Raw genomic sequence first — 16,203 nt, 5'->3', positions numbered from 1 at the left:
TTTTTTCGTTCTACACTTCCGATGAAGTCGGTAAAAGTTCGCCCATCACCCTCTAACCAGCTTAAGCACCCGCTCCAGCATCGGATCCTTGCCGTCCTCGCGCCCCTTTCGTCCAAGATAGTTCAACCGGATATGCGGCGGGATGCCGATATCTTCGTATACCTCGCCATCGTAGGCCCGGTATATTTCGTTGGATAAAGTGAGGTGCCAGCCATTTGGCAGGTGGCGCTCAAGAGTGTCGGAAAGGATGCCTTGGGTAGGCTCGCCAATCAGGGTGAGGCGGGGGTGCTGAAGTAATGAGAGCACAAAGATTTCCGCAGCACTGGCCGTCAGCTCGCTGGTCAGCACAAACAGGTTGCCACGGTAGGTCTGACTGACAGGGGTGACATGGATGGCCTGCTTGCCGGTGAACCCATTGCCATGACGGGCCGACTTGGTGAAAGCCAGTCGCTTTCGGTCCATTAAATAGGCGGCAAACCGCAGCGCGACGCCATCATACCCGCCGCCGTTATTGCGGAGATCGACTACCAGATTGGGGAGCTCGCCAACATCCGCCAGCACCTTTTGCATTAAACCGTCAACGGCACTCAGATCGGCCGCCGGTTCCCCGGTCTTGCCGCTTTGGCCGGCCATGGCCCGGATATTCATGTACCCGATGGCATCATTAAGACGCCCCCACCCCACCAGCCGGTTACCACCGTGGCTAATGCCGCTCGCGAGATAGTCCTCGTGAATGACGTCGTGCAGCCACCCATTCAGATCGCCCAAATAGCTTATGAGTTCCCGGTCATCGTTGGCATTTTCAAGTTCCTGTGTCAGCCGCTGGTAAAGTGCGGGTTGAGCGCCGGCACTGTAATGGCCCCAGGGTGTATTCAAACGAATGTGACCATCCTTAAGCGGCCGCAGCATGGCTGCCATGGTTGCAAACAGAGTTTCTCGTGAGCTGCGCGCGTTAATTTGCGGGCGATAGGTGTGGTACGCCTTATCCCAAGCCACGCCTTTCAGTTCAAACAAGGCATATTGCTCGTGGAAGGTTCGCCAAAAAATTTCGAAGTTATGCTCCGGATCCTTTGTCACATGCCTCCGGCTTTCTGCGGCACTGGCCGGCAACGCTTTCAGGCGACGAAAGCTGATGCGCGCCACACCGCTGACACGATGGGCACTGAACGCCTGTCCACCCGGGGATACCACCAGATCTTCGTAAAAATGGCTGAGCTCCTCGATGCTGCCTGTATACAGCTTCCGGCAGCTAATGGTGGTTTCTTCAAACAGGGTGTACTGGTCGCTCTCTATCAGCAGTATTTTGCCATAACCCTGCGAACGCCAGACACCCTTCAGGTTGGCGAAAACAGGGGCAGAAAGAGAATGGTTACGCCTTTGACCAGCCGTCATAGAGAACTCCAGGCTCGTTTGTGCGACGCTTGGCGGCATGGGCTATGCACCCTCGCATCGTATGGATCCTTATGAATACAGAATAGCCAGTTAAGAGCTAAAAGGTAAGTAAGCACCGACATAACGATAACGGCGGACTCCCGTTCCGGCAGCTTCCGTCAAATTCCCAGAGGCAAAGGAGATTCTCAGATGTCGATACTGATTACGGGTGCCAACCGTGGCATAGGTAGCGCATTAGCCGGGGAGTGGCAAAGTGCAGGAAAAAAGGTCATTCAGACAGCCCGGAACTCCCCCGGCATGGAGCCGCTTGATGTTGCCGATCCCTCCAGCATCAAACAATTCGCACAACGCCTCGAAGGACGCCCAATCTCCACCCTGGTCTGCAATGCCGGCGTTTCTCTGGACAAGTCCGATGAGCTGGAAACAGGATACGCGCCGGAACTCTGGGCGCAGTCTTTTGCCGTCAATGTAACCGGTGTCTTTCTGGTGGTTCAGGCCCTGCTACCCAACCTGCGGGCCAGCCGGGACGCAGGCGAAGCCCCGAAAATAGCCATCATTGCCAGCCAGATGGGATCACAGAATTCATTAGCGGGTAACCGGTTCATTTACCGTGCCTCCAAAGCGGCGGCCATAAACCTGGGGCGTAATCTGGCGGTAAGTCTTGAAAGTGAAGGGATCGCAGTGGGCATCTATCATCCGGGCTGGGTTGCAACCGACATGGGGGGTGACTCGGCAGATCTGACGCTCGAAGAAGCCGTGCCGGGGCTACGGAAGCAGATTGATGCGCTCAGGTTATCCGAGACCGGATGCTTTAAATCCTGGGACGGAACAGACTGTCAGCTCTGAGGGCCTGACGGCTGGTGATCCTCAGGACAACTCCATCGTACTAAAAGGTGACCCGCGACGTTGGTATTAGAGCCAGCTTTGTGGCAAGGTCGCGGCCCGCTCAGTAACGCACTAAGCGCATATCATTTGCTGTTCAATGCAAATCGGCTCTGCAGAAAGCAGCAAGAACCACCCCGAACGGTTTTGTCAGGCAACACAGGCAAGCGAAAGTAATTAAACACAAAGGTTAGTTTTTATGAAGAATGACAATCTCAAGCGCGGGGGGGATTACTCCATCGCCCAGCTTGGTGATCCTGTGGTACTGACACTCAGCATTGGTTTCATTGTTTTGTTCGTCGGTTTCTCACTTTTTGATATCAAAGCGGTGGCCGACCTTATCGGCAACGGCTTTGCCTGGACCGCCAAAGTTTTTGGCACCTACTTCCAGATGTTGCTGCTGGCAACTTTCTTTATCGCTATAGGCCTGGCATGCACGCCTGCAGCCAAAGCCAAGATCGGCAACCTGGACCGGCCAGAGATGAGCACGTTCCGCTGGCTCTCGATCATTATGTGTACGTTGCTGGCTGGAGGCGGTGTGTTCTTTGCTGCCGGCGAGCCGATCTACCACTTTGTTGTCACTCCGCCAGCCTTCACCAGTGAGCCTGGCACAGCTGCAGCGGTTTCCAATGCCATGGCGCAATCGTTCATGCACTGGGGCTTTCTGGCATGGGCCGTTCTGGGAACGCTGGCAGCGATTGTTCTGGCCCACGCTCACTATGTGAAGGGCAAACCATTACAGCCGCGAACGCTGCTTTATCCGGTGTTTGGTGAGCGCGTCATGAGTGGTTGGCTCGGCAGCGTTGTAGATGCCTGCTGCGTAATTGCCGTGGTTGCCGGCACAGTTGGCCCGATTGGCTTTCTGGCTACCCAGATGAGCTTCGGCCTGAGTGAACTCTTCGGCGTGAACGACGGTCTGGTCACGCAAATGGCCATTCTGGTTGGCCTCGCCATCGTTTATGTGACCTCTGCCATTTCCGGTATCCATCGTGGCATCCAGTTTTTAAGCCGTCTGAATGTATTCCTGGCGCTGGCTGTAGCGGGCATTATTTTCATCTTCGGCCCCACACTGTTTCTCACCAACACCTACTTCCAGAGCATGGGGCAGTATGTTTCCTCATTCATGGAAATGGCGACCATGACGGCAGAAACCGCTCCCGACTGGTGGATGCAGTGGTGGACGGTTTTCTTCTTTGCATGGTTTATTGGCTATGCACCGCTGATGGCTATTTTCGTTGCACGCATCTCGCGCGGCAGAACCATCCGGGACATGATTCTGGCGGTTGCTGTTATGGCCCCCATTGCCACCACAATCTGGTTCACCCTGCTGGGTGGCTCAGGCATCTATTACCAGATGACCGGCGAGATCGATCTCGCAGAAGCACTGAACAACTTCCGCTTTGATGTGGCGACCCTCACCGTTGCACAAGCTCTGCCGGGCGGAGGCTTTATGGCCCTGGCCATTCTGGTACTGACCACCATTTTTGTGGCAACCACCGGTGATTCCATGAGCTATTCCATCGCGGTTGTAAGCTCTGGCCACGATCAGCCGAATACCTTTGTGCGGGCGTTCTGGGGCTTGGCAATGGCAGGTATGGCCGCAGTTCTTCTGTATATGGGGGCTGGCCAGATAAGCGTGCTTCAGCAGTTTATTGTGATCACAGCGATTCCGGTTTCACTGGTTCTGCTACCTTCACTGTGGCTCGGACCTAAAGCGGCCTACGCAATGGCCCGTGAGCAGAATCTGATAGCAGAACAGGTGGCACCGCAAAAGTGCTGAACACGATTCGTTACCAAAGTTGCCACGGTAACGAGTGATAATGCCCCATAAGCTTGCTATCTTTAATCCGTATCGCATTTGACTCCCCCTCCCCGAAAGCCTCCTGCTTTCGCGGGAGGGGTAAGTTCGCAAGGACCGGGTTATGACCAGCAAAACTAAACAATCCCAAAAACTTCTTCTTTTCCGCTTGTTCGGCACCCGGCTGTTCGGCATTGGCACGCTGAAAATCCGCGAAATATTGCCCTTCAAACCGCTTACCAAGCTTCCCCACAGTCACTCTGCTGTCGTTGGAACGACCAGCTTCCGAGGCTCCGCTGTACCGGTGATTGACATGGCGGCTGCCGTTGGCTATCCGGCTTTAACGCAGGAGGAGCTAAAGGCGTCGTCCATCATTATTACCGATGTGCAGCGTCAGGAAACCGGATTTCTGGTGCGCGGCGTGCAGAAAATCATAGAGACCGACTGGAAGAAGGTAAAAGCACCGCCGGCGGCGCTGGGAGACAAAGCGTTTATAACCGGCCTGCTGGATGCGGAGGGTGACATCATTCAGCTTCTGGACGTTGAGCTGTTACTGGCGAATGTATACCCCGATTCGCTGGATGCCGGTGATGTCGCACTCACTGACGTACAGAGCGAAACCCTGAAAGCCCTGAACATTCTGCTGGTGGACGACTCCCGTGTCGCCCGCAAGCAACTGTGCGATGTGCTGGACGCAAAGGATATCTCTTATCAGGTCACCACCAACGGTGACGAAGCGCTGCAGATTCTTCTGAAAGACAACGAGCTCGGCCAGCCGGTCGATATCCTGGTAAGCGATATTGAGATGCCGGGGCTGGACGGCTACGAGCTGACATTCGATGCACGGGATAACGGCGCGCTGAAGCAGCCTTACATCATTCTGCACACATCCCTGAACAGTGAGATGAGCCTGAGCTATGCCAACCAGGTTGGCGCCAATGAGGCTCTTACCAAGTTTGATGCGGACGAGCTGTTGCATGCCATGCTAAGGGGCGCGAGCCAGCCTGAGTAACAGGCCGGCCGGCACCGCCAGCCTACTCTGCCTGCGGCGGCTCTGCTTGTAGCTCTTTTGCGGGAACGCGGTTTTTCCCCCAGCTTCGGTATACCCGCTCAATTACCCTTTGCAGCTCGTCTTCACCTACATCCGCAGGCTCGCCATGCTCAAGCGGGTCAAAATGGAATATGTACAGCCGGGACGCAAACTGCTCGAACGGCAGAGAGGCCTCGCCGAACCTTTCCCCGCAGCCCTGAGTATTCACGTGCACATCATCACCCCAGCTCTGGCCGCTGTCGTTGTTCGGGTTGTAGAAATACACACGCATCTCGCCTTCCGGGTCCAGGGCCGCCCGGAGAATCGTTATGGCGTGCCAGCCAATAAAGCGTGCAGCCTTGTCAGTTATGGCAACACCGGCAGGCTGAGGATGTATGAGAGGCTGATTGCCGTTGTAGTATGGGTGATAGCTGGCATAGAAATGCCGGATGAAACCTTCCAGGTCATCCAGGTTACCGGTGGCCACATCCACATTGATGGCAAAACCCCGCCCTGCAGACCAGCCGTGGAATTCCGGGTTCACCCATCTATGCGGATCGCCTTCGCGCCCGATGCACATGCGGCCCATCTCGACGTATATCCGGTCAAGGTGCGGCACCACAACCAGTGAAACCGGGTCCAGATCAAGGGTTACTTCAGAAGCCAATCCACCAGGGCTATGCGCCGAGGAAACCGGCTGTCCCTCAAAATGCATGACAATTTCATTATCCCGGGCGGCCCAGGCGACCATCTGCAACAAATAGTCCGGATCGTTGTAGGCCCACATGGAAAGAGCCCGGGCGGACTGGCAGGTCGGGTTGTTTCCCTGCCCAACGCCCAACGGCTGCCCCAGCATATTCAGCATGCCCTGAACCAGCCAGGCGCCCGCTTGAGGCTGGTAGCCATAAGCAAGCTGCAGGCGCTCGCGCGCTTGCGGGCTCAGATTCAACCGAGCCTGACGCCAGAGCGCAGGTGCAACGGGTGGCTGATAGAGAATGCCGCGTTCCAGCAGGAGCGCCAGGCCATAAATACCCTGAGCAGTTTCCGGGAAAATACCCTCGGTGATCAGGGTATGCACCAGCTCCCGGTAACACATCAAACAGTCGCGACCTGTGCTGGAGAGCCCTAACGCTTCGCTGAGCAGATTGTCGTGGTCTTCCATGATGTAGCGTATAAAGCATGCGTGGTAGGGAGAAACCAAACCAGTATCGTGCATGGAACGGGCGAATCCGGTGGCTTCATTCTGCAATGTCTGGGAATCCATGGATTCCATTCGCTGCTGGTAAACCACCGTACCCGGATCTTCACTGCATCCTCGCGTCGGGCCATAAAGACTGGAGATCAGCCGGTCCGCTCCGCGCCCTGCACTGCCGAGATCGGCATCTGGTTCAGCCCTGCAAATGGCGATCTGAGTGATCATCTTGCGCGCATCACCCACCTGAATTGGCCGCTGCTGCAGAATGCGCCAGATTTCTTCAATCAGGCTGTCGATTACATGTTCATAGCCAATATGCTGGGCCACATGCTGCACAACGTGCTGGCTGACCAGTGACAACTGGCCCTGTTCACGCTCAGCTTCACCGGTCATGCCGAACAGCAGGCCAAGATTGATCGCAAGAACCTGCGTCAGGTAATGGTGAGCCTGCTCGGCAGACAGTGAGGGATGTAAATATATTCCGCGGGCAACCGCCAATAATCGAAGCTCGCTAAGCGCTTCAACGATCACCGTGTCTGCATTCTGGCTTTGCAGTGCGAAAGTGGTTAATGCCGGCAGCAAGTTGGCGGGTTCCGCCCAGTCCGTGCCGGCAAACACGCCGGCCTTTTCAAGCCGCTCTGCACGCGCTTCAACCACTGCACAGCCTTCGGGCTGCATCAATATCCTGCGGACAATACCGAATACGCGAGGGAGTTTCCCGATCTTGTCAACGGACTGGCTTTCTTCCAGTGCCTGAATCGAATCATCCAGCCTTTGCGCCAACTTGTGCAGGTTCACAGCGGGAACTGCATTGCCCGATTGCTGATCGTTCAAACGATGTTCCTCAGAGCCTGCATCAGGCCCCATTGTTTTGAATGCATCGCCCGATTATACATAGAAATCCAGACCTTCCTGATGTTTCAGTAGATCGTGCATCACATTAGGGTTTTCACCAAAGAAGTAAACCAGGCCCCAGAGGTATTCGAAACACCGTTGGTTTTAGGTCTCTTCCGGAATTTCCGAGTTGCTGGATGGGTGAGAACCTCAAATGTCAGCGTAATTTCAGGGTAGCAAGCGTTCTTTCCCGGACTTTCGTCAGCAACACCTCATCGTTCACCAGAGACTGGCCGTAGGATGGCACCATCTGTTTCATGCGCGCCTGCCATTCATCCGTTTTGATGCTCTCCGGGAAGCAACGCTCGATCACACTGATCATCGCATTCGCAGCTGTGGAGGCACCCGGCGATGCCCCTAGCAGAGCCGCCAGAGTACCGTCTTTTGAAGCCACAATTTCGGTACCGAACTCCAGCTTTCCACCACCGCCCTCAGCTTGCTTGATAATCTGAACCCGCTGACCGGCATTGCGCAGCTCCCAGTTGCCTTCCTCCGCTTCCGGAAAAAAGTTGCGCAACGCTTCCACACGATCGCTGTGCGACTGGAATACTTCACCGATCAGATAGCGAGTGAGATCCATGTTGCTCTTACTCACCGACAACATCGGTTTGAGATTGGACGTACGCACCGAGCCGAAAAGATCAAAGATGGAGCCCTGCTTGAGAAAACGGGTGGTAAAGCCCGCAAACGGGCCAAACAACAGAGCCGGTTCGCCATTTATAATTCGGGTATCCAGGTGTGGCACCGACATGGGTGGCGCACCGATGGGCGCCTTGCCATACACCTTGGCATGATGCTGCTCTACAACGTCAGGTTTGCGACACACCAGCCACTGCCCACTAACAGGGAAACCACCGTAGCCACGAGCCTCATCAATTCCGGATTTCTGCAGCAACGGCAACGCACCTCCACCAGCACCCAGGAAAACAAAGTCGGTTTCCAGCTTGGTCAGTTCGCCGGTGTGCTGATTTTTTACCCGGACCTTCCAGCGGCCATTGTCGCGCTGGTCTATGTAATGCACCGGGCAACCCAGCATCAACTCAAAGTTGGGCTGGCTTTGCAGGTACTCGACCATATTCCGGGTCAGAGAGCCGAAATCCACATCCGAACCGTGGTGAATACGGGTCGCGGCAACGCGCTGCATCGGATCCCGACCCTGAACGACCAGCGGCATCCACGCTTCCAGATCCCTTGGCGACTCGGTGTATTCCATGTCACGGAACAGGTGGTGGGCACTCAGGCGCTCATAGCGACGCTTGAGGAAAGCCACGTCCTTTTCACCCCATACAAAACTCTGGTGCGGTGTACGATTAATGAATTTTGCAGGCTCGGGCAACATGCCCTGCTCTACCAAATGCGACCAGAACTGCAGAGACACCTCATATTGCGCATTAATCTGAAGCGCGCGTTCGATAGCCACATCCCCGTCTTCGGTCTGGGGCGTGTAGTTCAGCTCACAGTATCCGGCGTGTCCGGTTCCAGCGTTGTTCCATCCGTCAGTGCTTTCATGGGCAACGTGATCCAGACGCTCCAACATGACGATTTTCATGGACGGATCCAGCTGCATTAGCATCACGCCAAGAGTGGCGCTCATGACACCACCACCGACCAGCACTACATCTGCCTGTTTAACGGCCATTGGTTTCTCACCCTAGCTAGTATTGAAACTTTAGCCCCTCCACGATCAGCGGAGTGGTCTGTCGGATGCAGCCCTGGCGCGAGGTAAATGGCGCTGCCGTGTGCGTCCGTTCTGAATGTGCGCGCAATTATCCGGGTTTTACGGAAAGAATAAATTGCGATTGTTAATCGTTGCGGGTCTGTGCGCGACCTGGAGGCTGAATAACTGCTTACGAACAGTGGCTTGCGCCGGTTTATAGGTAATCATCCGGACACGCGATGCGGCAAGCTTTCGAGACATTTTCTCTCCTTTGACAAGCAATATCACCGCAACTTTAGTCTCATGCTCCTGCCCAGCCGGGATCATAACACTTCATCCGAAAGGGGCTGACCTCAACCGCCCATATGCGGTATCTTTCACACCTTCCTGGCGCTTACACCCTTGGGTAAGCGGGGTTTTCACGCACGGATTTTTGCAGAAGCTACCTGACTGAGGCTTATCTATGGGAATGGCTATAGGCGCAATCATCGCCGGCCTTGTATTGTTGGTATGGAGTGCAGACAAGTTCGTTGAAGGGGCTGCGGCAACCGCCAAACATCTGGGCATGCCCACGCTACTCATCGGCATGGTGATTATCGGGTTCGGTACCTCGGCACCTGAACTGGCCGTTTCGGCCATGGCAGCGGCCGACGGCAATCCCGGGCTTGCCCTCGGTAACGGTTATGGCTCTAACATCACCAACATTGCGCTGATCGTGGGCCTGACTGCCGTGATCGCACCCATTGCAGTCCACTCCCAGGTTCTGCGGAAAGAGCTTCCACTGCTGATAGTACTGACCCTGATTGCCGGTGCTCAATTGCTTGATGGCGAGCTCTCACGGCTCGATGGCTGGGTGCTGCTGGGCGTATTTGCTGCGGTAATGGGCTGGTCGATCTTTCAGGGCATGCGGGGCAAAGCCGATACGCTGGCGGGTGAGACCGATGCTCAGCTGGGTGACGAGCTGATGCCGATGAAAACGGCCATCATGTGGCTGGTTATTGGCCTTGTCCTGCTCGTGGTCAGTTCCCGCCTGCTGGTCTGGGGCGCCGTTACCATAGCCCAGAGCCTTGGGGTCAGTGATCTGGTGATTGGCCTGACCATCGTGGCGATTGGTACGTCGCTGCCAGAACTGGCCTCGGCGCTGGCTGCAGTCAGAAAAAACGAGCACGACCTGATTCTGGGAAATATTCTCGGATCCGGCATCTTCAATACTCTGGCGGTTGTCGGCCTGGCTGCCGTTATCGAACCGCTGTCGGTAGCTCCGGAAGTACTGTATCGGGACTGGACGCTGATGCTGGCACTGACCGTTGGCCTGCTGGTCATGGGCTTCGGCATGACCGGCTGGCGCAAGGTTATCAGCCGGTTTGACGGCTCCCTTCTTTTGCTGGTTTACGTTGCTTACACCGGTTACCTGCTTTCCACGGTTGTGGCCGCCAGCACAAGCTGAAACTCCGTAAGCGGGTCCATGTTTAATCGGACCCGCGATGCGTTTCAGCTGTTTTCCTGAAAGGCCATGGCTATGGAATTCAGGCAGTAACGCTGGCCGGTGGGCGCAGGTCCGTCAGGAAACACATGGCCAAGATGGCTGTCACAGCGAGCGCAGCGCACCTCTGTGCGGGCCATCCCCAAGCTTGTATCTTCAATGTAGCGGATGTGTTCTTTGTCAAACGGCTGAAAAAAACTGGGCCAGCCGGTACCGGAATCAAATTTCGCGTTCGAGCTGAACAGAGGAAGATCACAAAGTCGGCAGTGATAGACACCGGCCATCTTGTTATCCAGCAACGTGCCACAGAAAGGATGCTCGGTTCCGTGATCCAGCAGCACCTGACGCTCTTCAGGTGTCAGGCCGGCGGCTTTCTCTTCTAATTGCGCCTCGGTCAGAGGCGTCAAGTCGTAACCTGCAACAGAACTGCTCATTATTAATCTCCTCAGGCCAGGTTGTTCCCGGAATCAGAATGGGAATTGGAGTCGGCGTCAGCATATTCCGGTTTAAGCCGGTCACTGAAGCCATCGATCAGCTTTTCCATTTTCGGAGCGGCCACTGCCATGATGTAAGGCTGGTACGGATTCCGGGCAGCAAAATTCTGGTGGTTCGCCTCGGCCGGGTAAAACGCTTCCAGCGGCTCCAAAGCAGTTACAACCGGCCCCGGATAGACTCCTGCCTTGTCAAGTTGGCGGATATAAGACTCTACAACCTGCTTTTGCTCAGGGGTTTCGTAAAAAACGGCAGAGCGATACTGCGTGCCACGGTCGTTACCTTGGCGGTTCAGCTGAGTTGGATCGTGAGCAACAGAGAAAAATACTCGGAGCAGCTCACCAAAACTGACCCGGGCAGGATCATAGTGCACGTCCACCACTTCGGCATGACCGGTTGTACCGGTACATACTGCTTCATAATTAGCAGTTTCCCGCGATCCGCCAGCATAGCCAGACTCTACCCGGCTCACGCCAGCCATTGCCAGGAGCACCGCCTCCACACACCAGAAGCAACCACCAGCAAGAACCACTCTTTGCTCACCCTCTCCAGCCTGCAGATCCTGCTCCGGTTCTGGAAAGCGACTGCGGGGTACGTTCAGGCCAGGAATACTGCAAGATGATGTCATAACGCCCTCTGCTACGGATATGAATGTGTTCAGGCTACAGATTGTGGCTGTTAACCCGTCGTTTTGCCAACCAGAGCCTTTGTATCAGGTAGAACTTACTTTGCCTGGCTCACACCGGCCGGGTTGCATCCCTTCTATTGCCTATCATAATGTGAGGACGGGCGCGGCAAAACAATGCACAGACCCGGCCTGAAACCAAAGGAACACAGATGACCTCACCGGCCCGAACACTGGAACATCAGGATGAGCTTCTGGAGTACCGACTCAGCCTCAGACTGGGGCCGGTTCACGCCCGCCAGCGCTTGGGCATTGAACGTGAAGCTGAAGCCAGGGTATTTGGCCGGGATCGATCTTCGTTTCATCTCGAAAACCTGACGTCTGCTCCCGGATTTATCCGCCTCTGCCTGCGGATGGCCGGGCTACTCGGGCGCGGGCAGGCCAACAGCCGGAACCTGAGCACGGTGCACAACCGTTTTCGCCTGCCTGACTTGCCGGCAAGCTTCGAAGGCTTTCGCATCCTCCACCTGACAGATCTCCACGTGGATATGGACGAAGCCAACCTGCAATCAGTTATACGACAGATATCTCCCCTGGATTATGATCTGTGCGTACTTACTGGCGATTACCGCAAACTGACGTGGGGGCCGGTTGAGGCCGCCCTTGAAGGCATGGCGCGCCTGCGTGAGGCGATTCAGGGGCCGGCCTATGCTGTACTTGGCAACCACGACAGTGTGCGCATGGTTCCCGCTATGGAAGACATGGGCTACTCACTGCTGATGAATGAGATGGTTCCGATAGAACGGGGGGGAGAACACCTGTATCTCGCAGGAGTTGATGACCCGCACTTCTACAAGGTTCACAACCTGCATCGTGCAGGCGATGACATTCCGCCTGGCGGTATCAGCCTTCTCCTCAGCCACACGCCTGAAATATGGCGGGAAGCCTCCCATGCCGGCTACGACATGTTCCTGTGCGGGCATACCCATGGCGGCCAGATCTGCCTGCCCGGAAGAATTCCGCTAACACTGGACGCAGACTGCCCTCGCCATCTTGGCCGCGGCTACTGGCAGGCAAACGACATGCAGGGATATACATCTCCCGGGGCCGGTACTTCTGTGGTCAACGTGCGACTGAACTGCCCGCCGGAAGTGACTATTCACACTCTGACTCGCGGCCCCTCTCAGTGAGGCTGGCGCCGGATCCCCAGGCGGTAGAGTAAAGGCGATATCCACATATTGGATAGCGCAAAAAACACGACAATGAACAGCGCGGCCCAGACTCCAATCAGCCCCCATCCCATGGCCATCAGCACGGGGAAAGCCGCCTCGGGCACCTGATCCAGCCACGGCATACGCGCGCTGGACTTCAGGTTCAGCCGGCGTTTGATAAAGCTGCTGAGCAGATCCCCGGCGAGCGCCAGCACACCAAACAGCAATCCGAATAAAAAACCGTGCCCGGTGGCCAGGGCAAACAGCGCACAGCACAAAGCACCGGAAGCGATCCCTCGCCAGGTCTTACTTTTGCCCAGCAGCGGGCGACCATCAAACCAGTGCAGCCCGGCATCCACCGGTGCGGACCAGCGGCGTCTGAGAACCTTTGCGGCAACCACTGGCGCGCCGTTGGCCAGTACCAGCATCACAAACAACTCCAGGGATATCAGCAAACGCCCGCACTCCTGATCCGTTTATTTCAGGCGTTTCCGCCCCGGGTCAGCTTGAGCGGATCCATCAGCTTTTCCAGCCGTTCCCTACTGAGACCGCTTCTTTCCTCAGCCACATCAATAACCGGCCGGCCGGTTTTATAGGCTTCCTTGGCAATGTCCGAAGCCAGGCTGTAACCGATTTCCGGGTTCAGTGCTGTCACCAGAACCGGGTTGCGGCCCACACTGGCATTCAGCGTTTCAGTGTTTACGGAAAAGTCCCGAATGGCCTTATCCGCCAGCATGCCGGTTACATTGCCCAGCAGGCCGATCATATCCAGTAGGTTGCCGCCAATGAGTGGCAACATCACATTAAGCTGAAAGTTACCGGATTGCCCCGCAATGGCATTGGCGCTGTCCAGGCCCATTACCTGTGCCCCCACCATGGCCACCGATTCGGGAATAACCGGGTTAACCTTGCCCGGCATAATACTGCTGCCCGGCTGCAGCGCCGGCAGGCTGATCTCCGCAAGCCCGTGAATCGGGCCACTGTTCATCCAGCGCAGATCATTGGCAATTTTGGTGAGCACAATGCCCAGCCCACGCAATTGCGATGAGAGAGCAACCGGGCCATCCACCGCGCTCTGCGCTATAAACTTGTGATCCAGAGAACGAAACGGGTAACCGGTATTGGCTTTCAGAAACTTCACAAACTGGCCGGAAAACTCAGACAGCGCGTTCACGCCGGTGCCCACAGCTGTGCCACCCTGGGGCAGCGCAAGCAGTTCATCAGTCGCAGCATCAAGGCGCTTTTCCACCGCGAGTATCTGCTCCCGCCAAGTGCGCAACTCCTGGCCAAGTGTGATTGGCATCGCATCCATCAGGTGGGTGCGTCCAGTTTTAACCTGGGTAGAAAAAATCGCTTCGCGCTCGTAAATAACCCCGCGCAAATGGGTTAACGCAGGAATAAGCCGCCCCCTGACCCCGATCACAGCGCTGACGTGAATGGCCGTCGGGATGACATCGTTGGAGCTCTGGCTCATATTCACGTGATCATTAGGGTGCACTTCCACGCCGTTCCTGGCTGCGATGGCGGCAATCACTTCATTCACGTTCATGTTGGTGCTGGTGCCCGAGCCGGTCTGGTAGCGGTCTACCGGAAACTGATCCGCATATTCCCCCCGGATGAGCGCCTCACAAGCGTCGGTGATTGCATCGCAACGGCTATTATCCAGAACTCCGAGACTGGCATTAGATTCTGCTGCCGCCTGTTTGATTCTGGCCACTGCTGCAATAAAAGCCGGCGGCATGGGTTGACCACTGACCGGGAAGTTATCAACGGCGCGCTGGGTCTGAGCACCCCAGAGTGCGTCGACAGGCACATGGACATCGCCCAAGCTGTCGGTTTCTACTCTGGTCAGCGCATTTACTCCTCTGGCTCCGCTTTCGTTCATGATTCCTCCTGTCTGCTCCTGTATCAGGATGGCTTGCCGGGCATCAAAACGTGTGGCGGACCAGCCTCTTGGGAGGCTGGTCCGCCACAGAAGGCTTAGAAGAAGCCCAGGGGATTGATGTCGTAGCTGGTCAGCATGCACTTGGTCTGCTGATAATGCTCCAGCGCCATCTTATGCGTTTCACGGCCAACTCCAGACTTTTTGTAACCGCCAAAGGCCGCGTGTGCCGGATACGCGTGATAACAGTTCATCCATACTCGGCCAGCCTGAATGCTGCGCCCCATACGATAAGCAAGGTTGGTATCGCGGGTCCAGACGCCAGCACCCAACCCGAACTCAGTATCGTTGGCAATCGCCAGCGCTTCCTCTTCGGTTTTGAACGTGGTCACACCCACTACCGGGCCAAAGATTTCTTCCTGAAACACCCGCATCTTGTTGTCACCCTTGAACAGGGTAGGCTGAATGTAGAAGCCGTTGTTGAATTCGGCATCCATGTCTTCCTTACCCCCACCCGTGAGGACAACAGCACCTTCCTGCTTGCCGATCTCCAGGTAGGACATAATCTTGTCGTACTGTTCTTTACTGGCCTGGGCTCCCACCTGCACATCGGTATCCAGCGGATTGCCGCGCTTGATGGCCTTGGTGCGTTCAACCACCTTCTCCATAAACTCTTCAAACATATCTTCCTGGACCAGCGCGCGGGATGGACATGTGCACACTTCACCCTGGTTGAAGAACGCCAGAACCAGGCCCTCCACACACTTGCTCACGAACTCCGGCTCGGCTTTCATAACATCGGAGAAATAGATGTTGGGAGACTTGCCACCCAGTTCAACGGTTGAAGGAATGATGTTTTCTGCCGCGCACTTAAGGATGTGCGAGCCAACCGGTGTAGAGCCTGTGAAGGCGATCTTGGCGATACGCTTACTGGTTGCCAAAGCCTCGCCAGCCTCAATGCCGTAGCCGTTAACAATGTTGAGAACACCCGGCGGCAACAGGTCGCCAATGATCTCCATAAGTATCAGAATACTGGCGGGCGTTTGCTCTGCGGGCTTGAACACGGTGCAGTTGCCAGCAGCAAGACAGGGGCCAAGCTTCCACGCCGCCATCAGGATTGGGAAGTTCCACGGAATGATTTGCCCGACCACGCCAAGGGGCTCATGAAAATGGTAGGCCACGGTATTATGGTCGATTTCACCCATGTGCCCTTCCTGGGCCCGGATACAGCCGGCAAAATAACGGAAGTGATCTGCAGCCAGAGGAATATCGGCATTCAGGGTTTCACGAACCGCCTTGCCGTTATCCCAGGTTTCTGCAACAGCCAGTTTTTCCAGGTTGGCTTCAATACGGTCAGCAATTTTAAGCAGAATATTGGAACGCTCTGTCGGAGAGGTTCTGCCCCAAGCTGGCGCCGCCTTGTGCGCAGCATCAAGAGCCAGATCGATATCCTCGGCGGATGAGCGCGGAATATCGCAGATAACCGCGCCGGTCACCGGCGTTATGTTTTCGAAATACTGCCCTTTAACCGGAGGGACCCACTCGCCGCCAATATAATTCTCGTACCGGGTTTTGAACGAAACGACGGAGCCGTCTTTTCCTGGTTGTGCGTAGATCATACTCGTCACCTCTTATTGTGTTTGTAAATGACAACGCGACTAT

At 55.8% G+C, this 16,203-nt stretch carries 13 protein-coding genes; 5 read left to right on the top strand and 8 right to left on the bottom strand.

What is annotated here, in order from left to right:
- Positions 1–45 precede the first annotated feature (45 nt).
- Positions 46–1,392: a S41 family peptidase gene (locus BUA49_RS05275; RefSeq protein WP_072796099.1), complete on the bottom strand. Its 1,347-nt coding sequence runs from the start codon at positions 1,390–1,392 to the stop codon at positions 46–48.
- Positions 1,393–1,581: 189 nt separating this feature from the next.
- On the opposite strand from BUA49_RS05275, the gene BUA49_RS05270 reads away from it, so the two are divergent.
- The 3 genes from BUA49_RS05270 to BUA49_RS05260 all read left to right on the top strand — a co-directional run bounded on the left by BUA49_RS05270 (position 1,582) and on the right by BUA49_RS05260 (position 5,084).
- Complete coding sequence (locus BUA49_RS05270) at positions 1,582–2,238, top strand: SDR family NAD(P)-dependent oxidoreductase (protein ID WP_072796098.1); 657 nt, start codon at positions 1,582–1,584, stop codon at positions 2,236–2,238.
- A gap of 235 nt (positions 2,239–2,473) precedes the next feature.
- Entirely contained in the window at positions 2,474–4,054 is a 1,581-nt protein-coding gene (locus tag BUA49_RS05265; RefSeq protein ID WP_072796097.1) for a BCCT family transporter, read from the top strand.
- 142 nt (positions 4,055–4,196) lie between these two features.
- Entirely contained in the window at positions 4,197–5,084 is an 888-nt protein-coding gene (locus tag BUA49_RS05260; protein WP_072796096.1) for a chemotaxis protein, read from the top strand.
- 22 nt (positions 5,085–5,106) lie between these two features.
- Here the strand turns inward: BUA49_RS05260 and BUA49_RS05255 are convergent, their stop codons facing one another.
- Together BUA49_RS05255 and mqo are read right to left on the bottom strand one after the other, a co-directional pair.
- Positions 5,107–7,131, bottom strand: coding sequence for a hypothetical protein (locus BUA49_RS05255; protein WP_072797684.1), 2,025 nt, complete (start codon positions 7,129–7,131; stop codon positions 5,107–5,109).
- 217 nt (positions 7,132–7,348) lie between these two features.
- A complete protein-coding gene (mqo, locus tag BUA49_RS05250) occupies positions 7,349–8,830 on the bottom strand; it encodes a malate dehydrogenase (quinone) (RefSeq protein ID WP_072796095.1) in 1,482 nt (493 codons plus the stop codon).
- A gap of 481 nt (positions 8,831–9,311) precedes the next feature.
- On the opposite strand from mqo, the gene BUA49_RS05240 reads away from it, so the two are divergent.
- Positions 9,312–10,295, top strand: coding sequence for a calcium/sodium antiporter (locus BUA49_RS05240; RefSeq protein WP_175547549.1), 984 nt, complete (start codon positions 9,312–9,314; stop codon positions 10,293–10,295).
- Positions 10,296–10,339: 44 nt separating this feature from the next.
- Here BUA49_RS05240 and msrB read toward each other — a convergent pair whose 3' ends face one another.
- Complete coding sequence (msrB, locus tag BUA49_RS05235) at positions 10,340–10,765, bottom strand: peptide-methionine (R)-S-oxide reductase MsrB (protein ID WP_072796093.1); 426 nt, start codon at positions 10,763–10,765, stop codon at positions 10,340–10,342.
- Between the two features lie 11 nt (positions 10,766–10,776).
- Positions 10,777–11,451 (bottom strand): peptide-methionine (S)-S-oxide reductase MsrA, encoded by a 675-nt coding sequence (gene msrA / locus BUA49_RS05230; protein ID WP_072796092.1) that lies wholly within the window; start codon positions 11,449–11,451, stop codon positions 10,777–10,779.
- Positions 11,452–11,660: 209 nt separating this feature from the next.
- Between msrA and BUA49_RS05225 the strand changes: the two genes are divergently transcribed.
- The gene (locus BUA49_RS05225; RefSeq protein WP_072796091.1) at positions 11,661–12,638 is read left to right on the top strand and encodes a metallophosphoesterase; all 978 of its coding nucleotides are present in this window, start codon (positions 11,661–11,663) and stop codon (positions 12,636–12,638) included.
- On the opposite strand, the gene BUA49_RS05220 is transcribed toward BUA49_RS05225, so the two are convergent.
- The 3 genes from BUA49_RS05220 to exaC form a co-directional block, all read right to left on the bottom strand.
- Complete coding sequence (locus BUA49_RS05220; protein ID WP_072796090.1) at positions 12,632–13,114, bottom strand: CDP-archaeol synthase; 483 nt, start codon at positions 13,112–13,114, stop codon at positions 12,632–12,634. The genes BUA49_RS05225 and BUA49_RS05220 overlap by 7 nt on opposite strands.
- 26 nt (positions 13,115–13,140) lie before the next feature.
- On the bottom strand, positions 13,141–14,544 hold the full coding sequence (locus BUA49_RS05215; RefSeq protein ID WP_072796089.1) for a class II fumarate hydratase: 1,404 nt from the start codon (positions 14,542–14,544) through the stop codon (positions 13,141–13,143).
- 95 nt (positions 14,545–14,639) lie between these two features.
- Positions 14,640–16,160, bottom strand: coding sequence for an acetaldehyde dehydrogenase ExaC (exaC, locus tag BUA49_RS05210; RefSeq protein ID WP_072796088.1), 1,521 nt, complete (start codon positions 16,158–16,160; stop codon positions 14,640–14,642).
- Positions 16,161–16,203 lie beyond the last annotated feature (43 nt).

It is taken from the genome of Marinobacter antarcticus, from assembly GCF_900142385.1.
In the GTDB taxonomy this organism is placed as follows: domain Bacteria; phylum Pseudomonadota; class Gammaproteobacteria; order Pseudomonadales; family Oleiphilaceae; genus Marinobacter; species Marinobacter antarcticus.
The sequence above is the reverse complement of the archived record's forward strand: the minus strand, read 5'-3'. Positions and strand labels throughout refer to the sequence as shown.